We start from the raw sequence: 19468 nt of genomic DNA on the forward strand, positions 1-19468 counted from the left end.
CCGGGTTATGTCCGCCCGGGGGTTATTGCACAACGGTGACTATCTCAAGCTGCTGACCGGCCAGACGATCAGCTCCATCGGCTCCGCGATGAGCTCGTTCGTCTTCACCCTGCTCGGCTTCGCCATCACCGGCTCGCCGGTCCAGGCAGGCCTGATCGGTACGGCGTACGCGCTCGGAGCAACCCTGGCCGCGCTCCCCGCGGGCGCGCTGGCTGACCGCTGGAGCCGGCGCCGCATCTTGGTCGGCTACAGCTTCGTCGGCGCCGTCCTGTTCGGCTCGGTGGCGGTCGCCGGCTGGCTCGGCCACCTCACACTCCCGCACCTGATCGCGGTCAGCCTCCTGAACGGCGCCGGGTTCGCCATGTTCATGCCCGCCGAGTCCGGCGCGCTCCGCCAGATCGTCGCCCCGGAAGACATCAGCACCGCCCTCGCCGCCGCGCACGGCCGGCAGAACCTCGCCGGTCTGACCGGCGCACCGCTCGGCGGCCTGCTGTTCTCGATCGGCCGGGTCATCCCGGTCGCCGTCGACGCGATCTCGTACTTGGTGATGGCGATCCTGCTCGTGACGATCCGCCATCCGCTGCCGGCCGCGAAGCCGGACGGCGACGCACACGAGCCGATGCTCAAGGCGATCCGCTCCGGCCTGACGTGGCTGTTCCGGCAGGCCTCATTGCGGACGATCGCGGTGGTCGGCACGATCCTCAACTTCGCCGCGAACGGGACCATCCTGGTTCTCATCCTCAGCATGCAGCAGCGCGGCGTGCGGCCGTCGGTGATCGGGCTGCTGGAGACCGCGATGGGGATCGGCGGGCTGGCCGGCGCGATCGCGTCGCCGAAACTGCTGTCCAGATTCACCACCGGCCGGATCACGGTCGTCGCCTGCTGGATCATCACCGTCACGTTCACCGCGACCGCCGCCACCACGCGTCCCGCCGTACTGATCCTGCTGCCGGCGTTCGCGATCTTCCTGCTGCCGGCTTTGAACTCGGGCCTGTTCGGCTACCAGATGCTGATCACGCCCGACAACCTCCAGGGTCGGACACAGAGCGCGGTGATGTTCCTGTCGAACATCTCGATGCCGTTGGCTCCGTTCCTCGGTGGCCTGTTCCTGGAGACACTCGGCGCGAGGACGGCGCTGCTGGTCTTCGGCGGCCTGCTGGTAGCCGGCTCCGTATTGCTCACCGTCAGTCGATCGATCAGGTCGATTCCGTTGCTGTCCGAGGTCGAGGCCGTCTGATCGGGGGCTCCCGTTCTGGGCGGGCGTGTGCTCAGATGGGGACATGAAGAAGCTCATCAACGACCCAGGTGATGTTGTGAGTGAAGCGCTGCAGGGGATGGCGGCAGCGCATCCGGATCGGCTGCGGGTGGATCTGGAGAACCGGATCGTCTACCGCAAGGACGCGCCGAGGCCGGGCAAGGTGGGGCTCATCTCCGGCGGCGGGTCGGGGCACGAACCGATGCACGGCGGGTTCGTCGGGCTCGGGATGCTGGACGCCGCGTGTGCGGGTGAGGTGTTCACCTCCCCGGTGCCGGACCAGATGATGGCGGCGACGAAGGCGGTCGACGGGGGCGCCGGCGTACTGCACATCGTGAAGAACTACACCGGCGACGTGATGAACTTCGAGATGGCGGCCGAACTGGCCGCGGCCGACGCCGGCACCGAGGTGCAGTCGGTCGTGACCAACGACGACGTCGCCGTCCAGGACAGCCTCTATACGGCCGGTCGCCGCGGCGTCGGTGTGACCGTGCTGCTGGAGAAGATCGTCGGCGCGGCCGCCGAGGAGGGCCAGCCGCTGCCGCAGGTCGCGGATCTCGCCCGCCGGGTGAACGACAACGGCCGCAGCATGGGGATGGCACTCACGTCGTGCACGGTCCCGGCCGCGGGCAAGCCGACGTTCGACCTGGCCGACAACGAGATGGAGGTCGGCATCGGCATCCACGGCGAGCCCGGCCGCCAACGGTTGCCGTTGGCCCCGGCACGCGAGATCGCCGCGATGCTGGTCGATCCAGTCGTCAGCGATCTCCCTTACCAGCAAGGCGATTCGGTCATTGCCTTCGTCAACGGCATGGGCGGTACGCCGCTGATCGAGCTGTACCTCATGTACAACGAGGTGGCCCAACTCCTCGACCGCGCCGGCATCACCGTCGCCCGCTCCCTCGTCGGCAACTACATCACCTCACTGGAGATGGCCGGCTGCTCGGTCACCCTCCTCAAGGTGGACGACGAACTGGTACGCCTCTGGGACGCCCCGGTAAACACCCCAGGCCTACGCTGGGGCGCATGAGCATGGGAGTCGATGCCTTCGTCAACTGGTTGCGGGATGCTGCGGGTGTGCTGCATGAGAATGCGGCGTATCTGACCGAGTTGGACTCGGCGATCGGGGACGCAGATCATGGCGCGAATATGGATCGCGGGTTTCAGGCGATTGTCGGCGTGCTGGACGAGACGTCGTTCGAGAGCGCTGATGAGCTGTTGAAGAAGGCCGGGATGACGCTGGTCAGCAAGGTCGGCGGGGCGAGTGGGCCGTTGTACGGCACGTTCTTCCTGCGGTTCGGGACCGCGCTGGCCGGTGTCTCGCCGATCAATGCCGAGGCGGTCGGCAAGGCGCTGCACGCGGGCGTCGAGGGTGTGCTTGCCCGTGGCAAGGCCGAGCTCGGCGACAAGACGATGTACGACGCCTGGGCACCCGCGCTGGAGGCGTACGACGCTGCCGTGGCGGATGGATCGGAGGTCGGTCCGGCGCTGACCGCGGCGGCGGAGGCCGCGGCGAAAGGGCGGGATGCGACGGTGCCGTTGGTCGCGCGGAAGGGGCGGGCGAGCTACCTGGGCGAGCGGAGCGCGGGGCATCAGGATCCGGGGGCGACGAGTACGACGCTGATCCTCGAGTCCGCTGCGCGCACGTTGGCATGACGGTTCGGGTAACTGCATGATCGGCATCGTGGTGGTGTCGCACAGCCGCGCATTGGCTGAGGCAGCGGTCGGACTTGCGTCGGAGATGGTTGCCGAGGACAAGCGCCCCGTGATCGCGGTCGCCGCTGGGCTGGACGCGACGACGTTCGGCACCGACGCGATGGCGGTCTCGGAGGCGTTGACTGCTGCGGACAGCCCGGACGGCGTGCTGGTGCTGCTGGACCTCGGTAGCGCTGTGCTGAGCGCCGAGATGGCGCTCGAGTTCGTGGATCCGTCCGTTGGGGACCACGTCCGGCTGAGCAGTGCTCCGTTGGTCGAAGGGCTGGTCGCGGCGGTCGTGACTGCCTCCACCGGCGCATCGCTCGACGCTGTGGTTGCTGAGGCAGAACGCGGCTTGGTCGGTAAGCAGGACCACCTCGGCGACACTCCTGCCGCCGAGGCTGCCCCTGTCGTGGAGGCCGACCAGAGCGTCGAGGTTGTGCTGGGCAACGAGCATGGTCTACATGCACGACCGGCGGCCCGCCTGGTCGGGTTGGTCAACGGCTTCGACGCGACGATCACACTCACCGACTTGGACACGGGTCGCGGTCCGGTCGATGCCGGCAGCCTGAGCATGGTCGCAACCCTCAACGCCCAGCAAGGCCATCGGGTCCGTGTGAGTGCCAGCGGTCAGCAGGCATCCGAAGCGCTGGCCGCCATCGAAAAGCTCGCCGCCGAAGACTTCGGCGACGCGCCTGCAACAGGAGCCGCGCCCAGCGGCTCCACAGCTGGGTCGACATCTAGCCTGCCCGCCTCCCCCGGGGGAACGGCCGCAACCGACAGCGCCACAGCAGGTGGGTCTGGGTTGGATGTGGCCATCGGGCCTGCGGTGGTCCTGGGGTCCGAGGTTGACCTGAGTGGTTATGTTGCCGGAGACAACGAACTTGCGCGGCTCAACCACGCTGTCGAAACCGCGGGGCAGCAGCTCCGTGAGCTGCGGGATACCACCCCCGAGCACGGGGACATCTTCGTGGCTCACCTCGCCTTGCTGGGGGATCGGAAGGTCCTCGAGGCTGTCGAGCATGCGATCTCCGGAGGCTCGTCGGCTCCGACCGCCTGGCAGGACGTGTACGACGACCTGGCGTCCACCTTCGAAGGGCTCGACGATCCCTACCAGCGCGAGCGCGCGCAAGACGTCCGCGCAGTACGAGATCGCGTACTGCGGATCCTCGTCGGCGCGACCGAGGAAACACCGGCCGACGGCATCCTCGTCGTACCCGAGCTGGATGCGGCAACTGCGGCAACGCTCGATGCGAGCCGGATCGCGGGGATCGCCGTACGAGCCGCAGGGACGACCGGCCACGGCGTGATCGTCGCGCGTTCCCGCGGCATCCCGCTCATCACCGGGATCGGCGACGTCGACGTACAGCCCGGCGCAACGATCGCCTTCGACGCACGGACCGGGTCCTTCGAGGTCGCACCGGATGAAGACCGAATCCACGCGACGATCCGCGAACGGCAGAGCGAGCGCGAACAAGCAGTCACCGAGGCGAACGAGCCCGCCATTACCCGTGACGGCAAGACAATCGAGGTACTGGTCAACGTCGGCGTCGTGCAAGATGCCGTCGACGCACGCGGTGCGGACGGATCGGGCCTGGTACGGACCGAGGTGCTCTTCGGCGACCGTCGTACTGCGCCAACCGTCGACGAACAGGTCGAGACCTTCCGCGCGATCGCTCAAGCGCTGAAGAACAGGCCGATCACCATCCGCACCTGGGACATCGGTGGCGACAAGCCGCTCCCGTTCCTCCCGCAGGCCAAGGAGGCGAACCCGTTCCTCGGCGAGCGCGGGCTCCGCGTGTTCCGCCGTCGTCCCGAGCTCCTGCGCGACCAACTAGAAGCCATCCGTCGGGTAGCGACCGAAACGCCGGTCCACGTGATGTTCCCGATGGTCACGACCGCCGACGAGGTCGCCTGGGCACTGGACGAGCTCGGTCCACGGGACGGCCTCGAGGTCGGCATCATGGTCGAGGTGCCCGCCGCCGCGTTGCGCGTCGCCACCCTCGCCACGGATCTCGACTTCGTCAGCATCGGCACGAACGACCTCACGCAGTACACAACGGCCGCAGACCGCACCAACACCGCAGTCGCGTCGCTCGCCGACGGTCTGGACCCCGCAGTCCTCCAACTCATCGATCACGTCGTACACAACGCCGGCGTCCGCGTCGCAGTCTGCGGTGACCTCGCCAGCAACCCCCAAGCCGCAGTACTACTCGCAGCTCTCGGCGTCACCGAACTCAGCGCCGTCGGCCCACAGGTGCCCCTCGTCAAAGCACGATTGCGGCAGGCCGACCTCAGCCAGATCGACACTGCCGCAGTACTCAAAGCCAGGGACGCGGATCAGGTGCGGGGCCTGCTGTAGTAGCGCAGCTCGACCAGGTTGAAGCCGGAGGTGCGTGAGGGCTTGGCTGGGAGCGTGTAGGACTCGCCGGGCTCCAGGTACGTCACGTCCGGGTGCTCGAGGTCCAGGTCGACCACGAGGGCCGGGTAGGCGCCGGTGTGCCAGGTGTACGACTCGCCGGCCTCGGGTGTCACGTGCTGCACGCGTACGTCGTCCTCGTCGACGACCACCTTCACCGGGAGCTCGCCGGCCTGCTCGAAGCCGGACTCCGCCGGGACGCCCGCGACCACGAAGTACGGGTCGCCGCTAGCCTCCTCGCCCAGGTCGAGGACCTCGATCAGGCGGTTGAGGTACAGCTGGTCACCGTCGTTGGTGAGCATGTGCACCGGGGACACCGGGCGGTACACAGACCCGCCGACGGTCTCACTCAGTTGGCGCGCCGGACTGCCGTCCAGCCAGTCCATGTGGCACGGAGATGTCGACAGGCACAGCACGACGTACGGGTTGTGGTGCAGGTGCCAGCCCTGTGCCTCACCGGGCTGCAACGACACCTCCCACACGCGCACCCGCGAGTTCTTCAGCAGCACGCGGGTCCCGATCTCACCCAGTACGACCTCGCTGCCGTCCGGAGCGGTGACAGTGGTGCCTGCAGTCATGCGGTCTCCTCAATCGGTCGTTCCATCGCGACACCGGCGAGCACAGTGCTGTCGGGCATCGGCAGCTGAGCCGCCTCCACCTCGGTGAAGCCAGAAGCCTTGGAGAGCGGTACTCCGGGCCCGTCGTCGATCAGTGCGGTGTCCAGCGTGGTGATGTGCTCAGCCGCACTGACCGTTTGCACAGCGTCGCGGTACGCCGGGAACACCTCCAATACCGAGGCCCGGGCCAGCTCAGCCACCGCAGGTCCGTCCGCCCGCACCGCGAGCCGCAAAACAGCCTCCACGCGCACAGGCTAGTTCAGTCCGGAGTCGCTTCGTCTGGCGCCTCGCCTGGTGCTGGTGTGCGGCGTAGTGTCGGCGACAGGGCGCGGGGCGCTCGGTACCCCGCGGGGGAGGTAGTCATGACGACCATGCAGGGAGATCTCGCAGTTCTGCAAGATCCGGTCGCACAGCAATTGCTCGAATGCCGTCAGCCGGCCCGGTTCGCCTATCTGTGGACCGACGGCACACCGCGGGTTGTGCCGATCTGGTTCACCTGGACCGGCGAGGAGATCGTGTTCGGCACTCCGCCGAGGGCTCCGAAGCTGAAGGCATTGGCGGCGAACCATGACGTCGCGGTCACGATCGACGAGAGTGCGGCGTGGCCGTACAAGGTCCTGCTGGTTCGGGGCGACGCCACGGTCGAGCTGCAGGACGACGTCGTACCGGAGTACGCGCAGTCCGCCCACCGGTACATGGGACCCGAGCAGGGTGCCGCGTTCTTGTCCCAGATGCGGGGCATGCCGATGGCACGCGTGGCCGTCCGACCCACCTGGGCGGCCGTCCTCGACTTCGAGACCAGATTCCCCAGCGCCCTGCAGCTGTAAGGGGCCTGTTCGGCCTGCCGCACTTTGACAGCTCGGCCCCGTCATGCGAACAGGAGCTGCAGCAATCCGCCGGAGTAGGTCGGGCGCAGTACCGCCTCCAGCCGGACGTACTGCGCCCTCACCGGTGCGAACGCCGTGGTGTTGAGCCGGTCGACTGCAACCTCGTACGGCGTGGTGTTGTCGACCGCCCGCCAGGTGTCCCCGTCCAGCCACTGCACCCGCCAGGACTGCGGTACGCGGCACTGACCGGAGCCCGTGTCGTCGTACCAGTAGGCGGAGACCTCTGACAGCTCACGCGGCGAACGCAGGTCGTACGAGATCCACTCCGTCGTCCCGCGGCGGTCCCACCAGGTGAAGCGCGGAATCGACGTGTCTGCAGAGGACTCCGGCACCCGCCCTGAGTCAGGAGCTTCCAGCGAGTCCCCGTCGTTGACATGCGACGCAGTGATCCGCGTCCGGTAGCTCCACTCCTTGCCGCGCGGTGAGACCTGCGGGAACGACGTGACCCGCAGTCGAGCCGCACCCATCGGAATCAGCGTCACAGTCTCCACAGGTTCTTCCGACCGCGCCGGACCGGGCTGCAGCAGTCCGACCACGTCCTCGGTATCCGTCTCCCACTGCGGCAGCCGTCGCGCCTGAGTGGTCAGCGCGACCGGCACTCCCTCGGTAGTGAAGGGATTCGCGCCGGCATCCCGGCGTACGACGTCAAAGCGTGCGCCCGCGACCAGACCGTAGTTCCACGGGGACTCTGGATAGACGGAGAGCTCAGGCCACTTTTCGGTCCCACCAATGCGCTCGTACCGCTCGTCGATCTGCAGCGAATAGGTCAACGGACCACGCTCCACAGACACCGAACGCTGGTTGTCGTCCCAGACCCTCGTGCTCGTCCGCATCGGCAACACGAGCTCCACGCGATCTCCGGACCGCCAGGCGCGGTCCAGCTTGAGCCAGTCGCCGCTGACGTGAACGGGCTGACCGTTGACCTTCACCGACACCTCGTGGGCCCAGCCAGGACGCCTTAAATACAAGGGGAAACGCGCTGCCCCTTGCACAGTGAACGAGATGCGGTCAGAGAACGGGTAGTCCGTGTCCTGCACGATGCTCACCGTCTCACCGGCAGCTCCGACGCGAGCAGTCACCTTGCTGGCGGCGTACATCGACGCAGCCAGACCATTGTCCGTGGTCGCCAGCCAGAGCTCCTGCGCGTAGTACGGCCAGCCCATGCCGTAGTTGTGCGGACAGCACCGGTACTGATGGACGCCGTACTTGTACGCCAGCATCGGGAACGGGTTCTGGAACTGCCCGTGCTTCGGCTGGTCGTCCAGCTGCACGCTGTTCGCACAGGTGATGTAGTGCATCACCTGCTGCTGCGGGTCGTACGACGCCGGCAGCGAGTTGAACGCCAGCTCCTCACATCTGTCCGTCCACGCCCTGTCACCAGTGAAGCGCGTGAGCAGCTCGCAGCTGTGCATGAGCTCGACGATCCCGCACGTCTCGAATCCCTGCCGCGGGTCACCGAACCCGGGCCGCGAGTTCTCGTCACCGGCGAACCCACCGCCAGGGAACTGCCCGTAGAGCCCCATCACCGTCGCATAGTTCCGGTACGTCGCCGCGCGGTGCTTCTCGTCGCCGGACAGCAGCCAGTACTGCAGCGGCTCACGGAACCCCTGCGCCAGGTTGACGTTGTGCCACGTGGGAATCCCGTTGACGTAGTCCGCCGACCCACTGTGCATCTTGGTCACCAGGTCGAGCAGCCACTCGTCTCCGGTGCGGTTGTAGAGCCAGTACGCACTGTCGATGTTGTCGCCCCAGCGGAACGCACCCCACGACCGGTTGAACACCTCCGGCGGCTGCGTGTTCTGGAACCCCAGGTACTTCGACATGAACGGAATCACCCGCTCGTCACCGGAGTACTCGTACCAGGACCGGAACGCGGCCAGCAGCGGCATGCCCGGCCAGAAGTCCGGTCCGCTCTCCAGTGAGGTCCGCAGCCGCTCCGGACCGAACCATCCGTCGGCGGCCTGGGTCCCGAGGATGCCTTCCATCCATCGCTGCGTCCTGGTCAGTACTCCGGTGTTGCCGGTGACATACCCGAGGTCACCGAACCCGCGGAGCCAGTACGGCAGCTCCTCCCACGCTCCCTGCGCGGGGTCGACCCAGCCGTTCGTCTCGTAGACCAGGAAGTCCGAGATCTCGTCGTACCGGCCGCAGAGTCCGTCGACCTGCAGCTCGAGCTGTTGCGCGAGCCAACCGCGGGGCTCGATCGCGCCGGGTGGGAGTTTCTGGAACGGGACCGGCCGGAGCGGCGCGCGTTGCGGGACGTAGTGCCCGCCGCGGCCGGCAGGTGGTCCGGACGGTGGAGCGGCGTCGGCGTGCCCCGGGTCGAGGGCGGTCACAACGGCGGCCGCTGCGAGAGAGACACCAAGGAAGTCACGTCGGGGCATTCCTTCTGGGGTGGGTTCGGGCATGGCGCTACGCCTTTCGGGTGACGGGGCGGACATCACACCGACGGAAAGACCGCACACGTTTTCCGTCGTTGACAACGTAGGACTCTCGACGCACACGGTCAAGATCAAAGCGCAGGTCAGAATGGTCTTCGCGCATTGCTGCTAGGCTGCGGCGCGAGAGTGGGAGGAAACGTCATGAAGAGGCCAGGCGTGCGGATCACCGACGTTGCCGCGCTCGCCGGCGTATCCGCCGGGACCGCCTCGAAGGCGCTGAACAACACCGGCCAGCTCAGCCAGGAGACGCGAGCCCGGGTACGCCGGGCCGCCGCGCAGCTCGGGTTCACGCCGGACGCCCGCGGCCGGGCACTGTCGTCCGGCCGGACGTACACGGTCGCACTGCTGACGACCGACAGCTCGGGCCGCTTCAGCATCCCGATCATGCGCGGCGTGGAGGACGTACTCAGCGCGGGCGAGCTGGCAACGGTCCTCTGCGACACCCGCGACGACCCGCTGCGCGAACAGAGCTACCTGCGCGCACTGGTCGCCCGTGGCGTGGACGGCATCGTCGTGACCGGCCGGCGGACAGAGCCGCGCCGGCCGATCGACGTACCCCTGCCAGTCGTCTATGCGCTCGCTGCCTCGACCGATCCGGCGGACGCTTCGGTCATCGTCGACGACGCGGCCGGCGCCGCCGCCACGATCACCCACCTGCAGGGTCTTGGTCGCACCCGGATCGCCCACATCACCGGTCCGGCCCATCACCGCTCCGCAGTAGAACGCGCCGAAGCCGTCGCCGCTGCCCTCTGCACCGAACCGCTGTTCGGCGAGTGGACCGAACGCTGGGGCCGCCAAGCCACAGACCTGGTACTGCGCCAGCACCCGGACGCGATCACCTGTGGCAGCGACCAGATCGCCCGCGGCGTCTGTGACCGGCTCCGCGAGCTGGGCTGCTCAGTGCCGGACGAGATCGCCGTCACGGGCTACGACAACTGGCCGGTGATGGCTCTGGCCAGCAGGCCGCCGCTCACCACCGTCGACCTCCGCCTCGAAGACCTCGGGCGCCGCGCCGCGTCTCTGCTCCTGGAGGCGATCGCAGGCACGCCGCACCACGGCGTACTCGAGCTCCCTGCCCAGCTGGTCACCCGGGAGTCGACGCTAGGCGCCTGACTGCCTGCGGTCCTCCCGCCGCGGCCGCGAGGCCCAGCGGTACGTGAAGAAGACCCACGCGAGCGCGGGCAGCCCGAAGATCGCCGCCGCGATCTCGCGCCCGAACACCAGCATCAGTAGCCCGACCAGCACGAACGGCACTGCCATCCACACCGCTCCGGCGAACGCCGCCCACCGCCACTTCCCCGGCTTCCGCGCGGCCGGCTTGTAGAGCGACGGCGTCGGAAGTCCGGCGAAGATCGGCTGCAGGTCGCCGTGCGTCACGGCATCGTTCAGCAGATCGACCCGCCGGTGCAGCTCCAGCTCATCCAGCCGCCCGACCGCGAACTGCTCCGCCAACTCATCGGTGGCGACCCGACGCTCCTCGTCCGTCAACCGGATCTGGGCCAGCCGCCGCCGCGCCGCCGCGGCCCGAGCCTCCTGACCGGCCGCAGCCGCCAGCCCCATCAACTCCCCCGGTTTGACCGGCCGCCGCTCTGCCATCCATCACCTCACTCGTCCCCACCGAGTGTGCCAGACGGGTGTCTAGTTGAGGACGGACGGCAGAGTCGCTGTCCACGCGGTGCGGAGCTCGGTCAGGGAGACCTCGAACTGGTCCTGTACGTCGAGGGTGTCGCCGGTGATGACGCCGATCTTCGCGTGCGGGAAGCGGCGGGCGGTGCACATGTCGGTGAACCGCACCTCCTCGGTCCGCGGTACGGCGACGACCGCGCGGCCGGCCGATTCCGCGAACAGGAACAGGAACGGGTCGAGCCCGTCCGGCGCCCACACCCGCGCACCGACGCCGCCGCGCAGCGCGGACTCGACCAGCGTCTGCGCGACACCGCCGTCGCTGACGTCGTGCGCCGCGTCGATCAGCCCGTCCCGCGAGGCGTTGATCAGGATGTCGGCCAGCTGCTTCTCCGCCTCGAGGTCGACCGCCGGCGGCCGCCCGCCGAGGTGACCGTGGATGACGTTCGCCCACTCGGACCCGGACAGCTCCTCCTCGGTCTCACCGAGCAGGTACAGCTGGTGGCCCTCCATCTCGGCCGTGAACCCGATCGGCGTGCGGCGGGTGACGTCGTCGATCACGCCGAGCACACCGACCACCGGGGTCGGCAGGATCGGGGTCTCGCCGGTCTGGTTGTAGAACGACACGTTGCCGCCGGTGACCGGGATGCCCAGCTCGATGCAGCCGTCGACCAGACCGCGGATCGCCTCGGTGAACTGCCACATCACGCCCGCGTCCTCCGGCGAGCCGAAGTTCAGGCAGTCCGTGACCGCTGCCGGCCGCGCACCGGTGGTGGCCACGTTCCGGTAGGACTCGGCCAGCGCCAGCTTCGCACCGGTGTACGGGTCGAGCTTGGCGAACCGTCCGTTGCAGTCGGTCGACACCGCGACCCCCAGGCAGCTGGTCTCGTCGACCCGGATCATTCCGCTGTCCTCGGGCTGCGAGAGCACCGAGTTGCCGAGCACGTACCGGTCGTACTGGTCCGTCACCCACGACTTGTCGCACAGGTTCGGCGAGGCGACCAGCCGCAGCAGGGTGTCCCGCAGCTCGGCGCCACTGCTTGCCCGAGGCAACTTCTCGGCGCCGTCGGCCTGCAGAGCGTCCTGCCAGTCCGGCCGCGCGTACGGGCGGTTGTACACCGGGCCCTCGTGCGCGACGGTCTCCGGCAGTACGTCGACGACGCGCTCGCCGTGCCAGTCGATCTCGAGCCGGCCGGTGTCGGTCACCTCGCCGATCACATCGGCCTGGACGTCCCACTTCGCGCAGATCTTCAGGAACGCCTCGACGTTCTCCGGGGTGACGCAGGCCATCATCCGTTCCTGCGACTCGCTCATCAGGATCTCTTCGGGCGACAACGAAGCGTCCCGCAGCGGCACCTTGTCCAGCGACACCCGCATACCGCCGTCGCCCGCGCTGGCGAGTTCAGAGGTCGCACAGGACAGCCCGCCGCCGCCGAGGTCCTGGATGCCCTCGACCACGTTCGCGGCGAACAGCTCGAGCGTGCACTCGATCAGCAGCTTCTCCATGAACGGGTCGCCGACCTGGACCGCCGGCCGCTTGGTCGGACCGCCCTCGGCGAAGGTCTCCGACGCCAGCACCGACACACCGCCGATACCGTCACCGCCGGTCTTGGCGCCGTACAGGATCATCTGGTTGCCGACGCCGGTCGCGTTGGCGAGGTGCAGGTCCTCGTGCCGCATCACACCGATGCAGAGCGCGTTCACCAGCGGGTTGCCCAGGTACGTCGGGTCGAAGACGACCTCGCCGCCGATGTTCGGCAGACCGAGGCTGTTCCCGTAGCCGCCGACGCCCGACACGATGCCCGGGAGCACCCGCTTGGTGTCCGGAGCGTCGAGCGGGCCGAAACGCAGCGGGTCCATCACCGCGACCGGGCGGGCGCCCATCGCGATGATGTCGCGGACGATGCCGCCGACGCCGGTCGCCGCACCCTGGTACGGCTCGACGTACGACGGGTGGTTGTGCGACTCGACCTTGAAGGTGACCGCGTACCCCTCGCCGATGTCGATCACACCGGCGTTCTCGCCGATACCGGCCAGCATCTTCCCGGTCGGCGTCTCCTGCGGGATCTCGCCGAACCGCTTCAGGTGCACCTTGGACGACTTGTACGAGCAGTGCTCGCTCCACATCACCGAGTACATCGCCAGCTCACAGCTGGTGGGCCGGCGCCCCAGGATGTCCCGGATCCGCTGGTACTCGTCCGGCTTCAAACCAAGCTCAGCCCACGGCTGCTCGACATCTGGGGTGGCGCTGGCGATGCTGACGGTGTCGGTGGACACGTTAGGACTCCTGCACTAGGTGGGACTCAGGTGAAACGGTAGCGGGCTGCCGGGAAGCCATGAGATGAGCCACCAGCAGTGGGACAGCGAAGCCGGCCATGATCGCGGGCAGTGTGACGCCGGCGTCGTTCAACAGCATGCCGACGAGACCGCAGGTCGACATGGCCAGCAGCGTGGGCCGGACCATCGGCACGCTGCGGTAGAACTCGCGGAAGGACTCTGACGGCACACGGTCCGGCAGCACGGTGGCCAGCATGCAGAGGATGACGGCGACGAGCATCCCCCAGCCGCCGGGTCCACTGAAGTAGTGCCCCGCCATCTGGAGCTTGCGGATGAATACGTCGCTCACGTCACCGTCCAGGAGCCGTGCGACGAACGTACCGAAATGGCTGCGCTGTTCAGGTGGACGCAGATAGTCGAGAAAGGCGACCACAGAGACCACCAGCACGCCGGCAACGCCCACGCCGATCAGTGCGCGCAGTGAGATCGTGCCCTTCCAGGTCAGCCAGGCCATCAGCAGCACAGCCGGGGTGAGCGCGATGATGCCGCCGAAGTCGGTTCCCCAGCCCGGTTTGCCGTCCACAACGATCGCGGCGCCGCCGATGGCCAGTACTGCGAGTGCGGCCTGCACTCTGCTGTTGTCGAGCAGCTTCTGCGCGGCCCACCCGGCAGTGACGAGCGCACCGACCGCCAGCGCGGCGAACGTCGAGTTGCCGAAGCCATAGAACCGTCCGCCGATCACAGGTCCGTCGGCGAACATGCTGCCGACCTGCATCGGCGTACCGAGCACGCCATCGACCAGCAGGAGCAGGTACGCCGCCAGCGTGAGCCCGAGGTAGGCGTGGCGCTTCAGGAACAGCTGTGCCAAGAGTGCACACAGCGCGCTGATAGCGATCGTCACGGCATACAAGGAGAACCCGGGCGACGGCCACCGCCACCAGACAGTCGCCTGCGCCAGGAAGACCGCGGTGAAGAACCCGCCCTGCACGAGCAGCGTGAACACCGCCGTACGACGGGACGCCGGGCTGCGCCTGATCAGGAACCACGCCAGGGCGAGCACCTCCGCGCCGACGATCGTCAACGCGACCGCGAACAGTGTCGGCCGCGGCCGCTCGAACCGCTGGTTGGCGTCCAGCCGGTCCTCGATCACCGCCGCCGCATTCGTGTGCAGGTCACCGGTGAAGTGGATCTCCGCACCGTCCAGCGGTCCTGCCTTCTCGGACCCGGCCGGGTCGACCGGCTTGGCCTCACCACGTAGGACGGTGGCCGTGACGTCGGTCAGCTGGATCATGCCGGGGCGGCGGGTCGAATCGCTGGTCAGCCAGCGCGGCCCGTTGTCCGGAGGGGTCTGCATCGCCACCAGAGTCTCCTGATGCGCATCGACCGTCTCCTGGCTCACGCCGACAAGCAGCACCCAGCCGCCCGCAGCCCTGGCCTGCGCGACCAGGTCGGCTACGTGCTTGCGTGCTTCGTCGCGTCCTTCGCGGAGCGGCATCGCTCCGGCGTCGACGATCGCGTCGCCACACGCAGTGCTGGCGAGCTTGGAGACATCGAACTCCGGGCTCCAGTCCGCGACCGTCCCGTCCGTCTTCGCTACGGCGATCGCCCCGCCCGGTCCGAAGCCGCAAACGCGGTCACGACTGACGCCGAGGCGGCCGATAGGAGCGCCAGTGTGATGCTCGGCCTGGCGGTCGACGTACATCTGCCAGCCGGTGATCTTGCCGTCGGCCACTGCGGGCAGGTCTCCGCACGGCTGGCCCGGGACATTGCCCCAGGCACGAGTGCCGGCGCTGATCGTCAGCCAACCGTCGATCGGACAGGTGTGCGGCCCAGCCGTCTTCACCGAGATCGACCCGACGTGCGACTGGTTCACCAGAGCAGTCAGCTCCGGTGACGCCTGCACATCACTCCACGTCAGCCCGGGTACGCCGATCACCACGACCTTCGCCATCAGGTCGGTGGGCTGCGCGGCCGCCGTACCAGTGGTCGCGAGGACGACCGCCGCCGCCAGTAAGAGAGTGCGGGCCAGGAGCGACCGCACCCGGGTGAGGCTCATCAGGAGGCGACGACGGCCTTCAGCACCGAGGTGAAGAAGCCCAGGCCGTCCGTGGTCGGTCCGGTGAGAGTCTCGACGCAGTGCTCCGGGTGCGGCATCAGGCCGACCACGTTGCCGCGCTCGTTGGTGATGCCGGCGATGTCGCGGTACGAGCCGTTCGGGTTCTCGTCCAGATAGCGGGCGACCACCCGGCCCTCACCCTCCAGGCGGTCCAGCGTCGCCTCGTCGGCGACGTACGAACCGTCCTGGTTCTTCAGCACGATGGTGATCTCGTGGTTGGCGTCGTAGTCGCTGGTCCAGGCGGTGCGGTTGTTCTCGATCCGCAGCGGCTGGTCCTTGCAGATGAACTTGCGGTGGTGGTTCTTGATCAGCGCACCGGGCAGCAGGTGCGACTCGCACAGCACCTGGAAGCCGTTGCAGATCCCCAGCACCGGCATGCCCTCGCCGGCCTTCTTGATGATGGTCTCCATCACCGGGGCGAACCGGGAGATCGCACCGGCGCGCAGGTAGTCGCCGTACGAGAAGCCGCCGGGCAGGACGACCGCGTCGACGCCGTGCAGGTCGGCGTCGCCGTGCCAGAGCGCAACCGCCTCAGCGCCGGCCACCGCGGCCGCACGACGGGCGTCGACGTCGTCCAGCGAGCCCGGGAAAGTGACGACCCCGATCTTCACTGTCCGTTCTCCACGTGCAGCGTGTAGTCCTCGATCACCGGGTTAGCCAGCAGGGTGTCCGCGGCCTTCCGGATCTCGGCGACCCGCTCCTCGGTCGCCTCACCGTCCAGGGTGATCTCGAAGCGCTTTCCCTGCCGGACGTCGGCCACGCCGTCGAAGCCGAGCCGGCCGAACGCGCCGTGCACCGCCTTGCCCTGCGGGTCGAGAATCTCGGGCTTGAGCATGACGTCGACGACAACGCGAGCCACTGACTACTCCAGGTTCGTTGCGGGGTGACGCCTGAATCCTACCGAGCACGATCCAGAATGCCGCATCCTGGACTATTCACTGAGTACATACACGCAGTGTATAGTCGCCGCTATGGCCACCGCAGAGCTCGTGCTCGGGCTCCTGTCCGCGGGCCCCGCACACGGGTACGACGTGAAGCGCGGCCACGACGCGTGGTTCCCCGACAGCCGCCCACTGGCCTTTGGCCAGGTGTACACGACCCTGGGGCGACTGGAGCGCGACGGACTGGTCGAGGTGGTCGACAAGACATCCGGCGGAGGCCCGGACCGGACCGTCTACGCGCTCACGAGCAAGGGCCGCGACCACCTGGCCGACTGGCTGAACGATCCGGTCCCACCGGCCTGGGGCAGTGCCGACGAGGTACTGCGGAAGCTCGTCGCAGCCATCCGCACCGGCGGGGACGCCGCGGGTTTCCTCGCCCGTCAGCGCGCCAGCCACCTGCGGCGGATCCGCGAACTGCGTGAGACTCCCGCCGACGACGACCCGACCTCACCACTGGTCCGCGAGTACATCGTGGCCCATCTCGACGCCGACCTGCGCTGGCTGGACAGCGCCTTGGACCGCATCTCGGAGCAAAGGGGGGCTCACAGATGAGTGGACAACCGGTGCTGGAGCTGGAGGGCGTCGAGTACTCGTACCGACGGAACACTGCACTCCGCGGGGTCAGCCTCAAGCTGAAGCCAGGCGAGGTGGTCGCGGTCACCGGGGCCAGCGGCTGCGGCAAGTCCACTCTGCTGCACTGTGCGGCCGGCATCCTCACTCCGGACGCCGGCGTGGTCCGCGTGGACGGTCAGGACCTCTCTGCCCTGCCGGAGGAGCAGCGCGCGGCACTCCGGCGTACGAAGGTCGGCATCATCCTGCAGTTCGGGCAGCTGGTGCCGGACCTGCCACTGATCGACAACGTGGCGCTGCCACTCCTCCTGGACGGTCACGAACGTGGCGAAGCCCACGTGGCCGCACGCCACTGGCTGGAACAGGTGGGGATCGCTGACGACGCCGATGCGGTGCCGTCCGAGCTGTCCGGCGGCCAGACGCAGCGTGCTGCGCTGGCGCGGGCACTGGTCACCGGACCGTCCGTCGTACTGGCTGATGAGCCGACCGGCAGTCTGGACAGTCGCGCAGGCCAGGAGCTACTCGACGTACTGCTGCAGGCTGCCCGGTACCGCGGCGCCGCACTGCTGATGGTGACGCACGACAACGTCGTCGCGTCCTCGGCAGACCGGGAGATCAGGCTGCGCGACGGCCTGATCCAGCATGAGGTGTCGCTCTGATGACGCTCGAGACGCTTGTGCAGCTGTCCCGCTCGCGGACTCTGGCGGATCGCAGCCGGGTCCAGTTGGCGACCGCGGCCCTCGCGCTCAGCGGCGCGCTGTTGCTCGGGTCACTGCGCATCGCACGCCTGGGCAAGGGCGAGCTGAGTGAAACCGTCTACAGCAACTACGTCGCCGAGAGCGGCCTCCGCTCCGGTCTGATCGCGATCCTCGTCATTCTCGCCGTACTGACCGGAGGCCTCGCGGTCCAGGCCCTGCGCTTGGGTACGGCGGCACGCGAACGGCGACTGGACGCCCTGCGACTGGCGGGCGCATCGAGGAAGCAGCTGCGTCAGCTGACAGTGACCGACGCAGCGATCGCGGGCCTGGTGGGCGGTCTGCTCGCCGGACCGGCGTACCTACTGCTCAGCCTGCTCTTCGGCGCACTCCCCCGGATGGCTCGCATCCTGCCGGGTGCTGAGGTGCTGGACGTAGCCCTGTGGATTCCAGTGGTGATCGCCATGACGGCAGCCGGTGCGGTGATCGGCAGTCTGCTGCACCGCGACGGTCCGCTGACGCCCGCCGAGGAGTCCGTGGCGCAGCGTCGTACGGGCATCATCGCTGGGCCGGTGTTGATCGTCCTCGGCCTGCTGACCTCGCGGTACCTGGGCTATGTGGCGTCGACGATCGCGCTTGCCGGGATCGCGCTGTTCTTTCTCAGCACCTCGGCGTTGTGGATCCGCGCCGTCGGGCGGCGACTGCAGCGGTCGAGCGATCCGGCGTACCTGCTGACCGGTCTCCGGCTGGTCACCGATTCGCGCCCGGCTTCCCGGATCTGCATGCTGCTGGGCTGCTGCGGCTTCCTCGTCGGCACGATGGCCAACGGGATCGCGAGTGTCCAGGCCGACGGCCAACTGGCTGGCACTGCCGCGTTCTACGACACCGGATTCGGCCTGACGATCGCGGGACTCGTCCTGGTCGCGCTGACCGCGATGGCCGCCCTGATCGTCGGCGTCGCGGACCAGTTGGTCGACCAGCGTCGGCAGTTCGCCAGCCTGACCGCTTTGGGCGTGGACCTCGCGTTCCTGCGCCGCGTGATCCGCCGCCAGCTGACCGCGGTCGCCGCACCGGCGCTCGCGACGGGCCTGCTGCTGGGCACCCTGATCGGCCTCGGTCGTGTGGTCGGCGGTGCGGTTGATCCATTCGAGCCAGGCACGCTGCTGATCGCGGCGGGCTTGACGGCCGGAGGCTGGGTGCTCGGCCATCTGGGCGGCACGGCCGCCGGTTACCTTCTCCGCAACCAACTCCGGGACGCACTGGATCCCGAGAATCTGAGGGCCGCATGAGTTCGACCCCTTTAGCGGTCCGGCCCGCGCTGCTGCTGGGCCTGCCGAACCGCATCACCCTGGTCCGCACCTTGATCGCGATGGCAGTCGCCACGTTCGCGTTCCGTACCGGCGATCTGTCCTGGCTGGTGCTGGGGTACTTCTCGTACTGGTTCGGCGACAGTCTCGACGGCTGGGTGGCTCGCAAGCGGAACGAGGAGTCGCTGTCCGGCGCCGTGTTCGACATCGTCTGCGACCGGGCGTGCTCGTTCCTGCTCGCCGCCGCGTTCATGGCGACGTACCCGGCCACGATCGGTCCGCTGGCGATCTACCTGGCGCAGTTCGGCGTACTGGACACAATGCTGACCTTCTCGTTCCTGCTCTGGCCGTGGATGCTCAGCCCGAACTACTTCTTCAAGGTCGACCGGCCGATCTACCTGTGGAACTGGTCCAAGCCCGCCAAGGCGCTGAACACCGGCGCGGTGGTGATCTCGCTGGTCGTGGCCGGTCACACCGGCGCGCAGTGGCTGCCGTACGCCGTGGCGATCGCGGCGCTGGCGGTCAAGGTGGTCTCCTCGTACCGTCTGATCATGATCCTCTGCGGCCGCCGGCTCGCCTCCCCGGGGCAGCCACGGTGACCGGGTGGACCCTGGTCTACCCCCGA

General features: G+C 68.3%; 18 protein-coding genes and 1 pseudogene. 11 read left to right on the forward strand and 8 right to left on the reverse strand.

The annotated features are described in order from the left end of the window. Positions 1-7: 7 nt before the first annotated feature. The 5 genes and pseudogenes from AB0J62_RS25610 to ptsP all read left to right on the forward strand — a co-directional run bounded on the left by AB0J62_RS25610 (position 8) and on the right by ptsP (position 5312). Positions 8-1237 (forward strand): MFS transporter, encoded by a 1230-nt coding sequence (locus tag AB0J62_RS25610; RefSeq protein ID WP_363876037.1) that lies wholly within the window; start codon positions 8-10, stop codon positions 1235-1237. Between the two features lie 43 nt (positions 1238-1280). Continuing rightward, complete coding sequence (dhaK, locus tag AB0J62_RS25615) at positions 1281-2285, forward strand: dihydroxyacetone kinase subunit DhaK (RefSeq protein ID WP_363876040.1); 1005 nt, start codon at positions 1281-1283, stop codon at positions 2283-2285. Then, positions 2282-2911, forward strand: coding sequence for a dihydroxyacetone kinase subunit DhaL (gene dhaL / locus AB0J62_RS25620; protein ID WP_363876043.1), 630 nt, complete (start codon positions 2282-2284; stop codon positions 2909-2911). Before dhaK ends, dhaL begins: the two co-directional genes overlap by 4 nt. 16 nt (positions 2912-2927) lie before the next feature. Beyond that, a pseudogene (dhaM, locus tag AB0J62_RS25625) lies at positions 2928-3308 on the forward strand (dihydroxyacetone kinase phosphoryl donor subunit DhaM); the annotation flags it as partial. A gap of 81 nt (positions 3309-3389) precedes the next feature. Continuing rightward, positions 3390-5312: a phosphoenolpyruvate--protein phosphotransferase gene (gene ptsP / locus AB0J62_RS25630; RefSeq protein WP_363877016.1), complete on the forward strand. Its 1923-nt coding sequence runs from the start codon at positions 3390-3392 to the stop codon at positions 5310-5312. Here the strand turns inward: ptsP and AB0J62_RS25635 are convergent. Continuing rightward, the gene (locus AB0J62_RS25635) at positions 5291-5947 is read right to left on the reverse strand and encodes a hypothetical protein (protein ID WP_363876046.1); all 657 of its coding nucleotides are present in this window, start codon (positions 5945-5947) and stop codon (positions 5291-5293) included. The genes ptsP and AB0J62_RS25635 overlap by 22 nt on opposite strands. Beyond that, positions 5944-6231: a hypothetical protein gene (locus AB0J62_RS25640; protein ID WP_363876049.1), complete on the reverse strand. Its 288-nt coding sequence runs from the start codon at positions 6229-6231 to the stop codon at positions 5944-5946. The genes AB0J62_RS25635 and AB0J62_RS25640 overlap by 4 nt, the downstream gene beginning before the upstream one ends. Positions 6232-6348: 117 nt before the next feature. Between AB0J62_RS25640 and AB0J62_RS25645 the strand changes: the two genes are divergently transcribed. Further along, positions 6349-6813: a pyridoxamine 5'-phosphate oxidase family protein gene (locus tag AB0J62_RS25645; protein ID WP_134110316.1), complete on the forward strand. Its 465-nt coding sequence runs from the start codon at positions 6349-6351 to the stop codon at positions 6811-6813. A 41-nt stretch (positions 6814-6854) separates the two neighbouring features. Here the strand turns inward: AB0J62_RS25645 and AB0J62_RS25650 are convergent, their stop codons facing one another. Continuing rightward, positions 6855-9257, reverse strand: a complete 2403-nt coding sequence (locus AB0J62_RS25650; RefSeq protein WP_363876054.1) for a beta-L-arabinofuranosidase domain-containing protein — start codon at positions 9255-9257, stop codon at positions 6855-6857. Positions 9258-9455: 198 nt separating this feature from the next. On the opposite strand from AB0J62_RS25650, the gene AB0J62_RS25655 reads away from it, so the two are divergent. Continuing rightward, on the forward strand, positions 9456-10427 hold the full coding sequence (locus AB0J62_RS25655) for a LacI family DNA-binding transcriptional regulator (protein ID WP_363876057.1): 972 nt from the start codon (positions 9456-9458) through the stop codon (positions 10425-10427). Here the strand turns inward: AB0J62_RS25655 and AB0J62_RS25660 are convergent. From AB0J62_RS25660 to purS, 5 genes are read right to left on the reverse strand one after another with little or no spacing between them, the layout of a single operon-like run. Next, positions 10416-10910, reverse strand: coding sequence for a DUF1707 domain-containing protein (locus AB0J62_RS25660; RefSeq protein ID WP_363876060.1), 495 nt, complete (start codon positions 10908-10910; stop codon positions 10416-10418). The genes AB0J62_RS25655 and AB0J62_RS25660 overlap by 12 nt on opposite strands. A gap of 42 nt (positions 10911-10952) precedes the next feature. Further along, positions 10953-13214, reverse strand: a complete 2262-nt coding sequence (gene purL / locus AB0J62_RS25665) for a phosphoribosylformylglycinamidine synthase subunit PurL (RefSeq protein WP_363876063.1) — start codon at positions 13212-13214, stop codon at positions 10953-10955. Position 13215: 1 nt separating this feature from the next. Next, entirely contained in the window at positions 13216-15255 is a 2040-nt protein-coding gene (locus tag AB0J62_RS25670) for a hypothetical protein (RefSeq protein ID WP_363876066.1), read from the reverse strand. Positions 15256-15269: 14 nt separating this feature from the next. Continuing rightward, on the reverse strand, positions 15270-15941 hold the full coding sequence (purQ, locus tag AB0J62_RS25675) for a phosphoribosylformylglycinamidine synthase subunit PurQ (RefSeq protein ID WP_130442485.1): 672 nt from the start codon (positions 15939-15941) through the stop codon (positions 15270-15272). Beyond that, positions 15938-16189: a phosphoribosylformylglycinamidine synthase subunit PurS gene (gene purS, locus AB0J62_RS25680; RefSeq protein WP_130387955.1), complete on the reverse strand. Its 252-nt coding sequence runs from the start codon at positions 16187-16189 to the stop codon at positions 15938-15940. Before purS ends, purQ begins: the two co-directional genes overlap by 4 nt. A gap of 112 nt (positions 16190-16301) precedes the next feature. Between purS and AB0J62_RS25685 the strand changes: the two genes are divergently transcribed. From AB0J62_RS25685 to AB0J62_RS25700, 4 genes are read left to right on the forward strand one after another with little or no spacing between them, the layout of a single operon-like run. After that, positions 16302-16823: a PadR family transcriptional regulator gene (locus AB0J62_RS25685; protein WP_130442487.1), complete on the forward strand. Its 522-nt coding sequence runs from the start codon at positions 16302-16304 to the stop codon at positions 16821-16823. Next, positions 16820-17500, forward strand: coding sequence for an ABC transporter ATP-binding protein (locus AB0J62_RS25690; RefSeq protein WP_363876072.1), 681 nt, complete (start codon positions 16820-16822; stop codon positions 17498-17500). The genes AB0J62_RS25685 and AB0J62_RS25690 overlap by 4 nt, the downstream gene beginning before the upstream one ends. Further along, complete coding sequence (locus AB0J62_RS25695; RefSeq protein ID WP_363876075.1) at positions 17500-18825, forward strand: FtsX-like permease family protein; 1326 nt, start codon at positions 17500-17502, stop codon at positions 18823-18825. Before AB0J62_RS25690 ends, AB0J62_RS25695 begins: the two co-directional genes overlap by 1 nt. Then, positions 18822-19442 carry a CDP-alcohol phosphatidyltransferase family protein gene (locus AB0J62_RS25700; RefSeq protein ID WP_363876078.1) on the forward strand — a complete coding sequence of 207 codons (621 nt, stop codon included), beginning with the start codon at positions 18822-18824 and terminating at the stop codon, positions 19440-19442. Before AB0J62_RS25695 ends, AB0J62_RS25700 begins: the two co-directional genes overlap by 4 nt. Positions 19443-19468: the final 26 nt, after the last annotated feature.

The organism is Kribbella sp. NPDC049584 (genome assembly GCF_040675555.1).
Taxonomy (GTDB): domain Bacteria; phylum Actinomycetota; class Actinomycetes; order Propionibacteriales; family Kribbellaceae; genus Kribbella.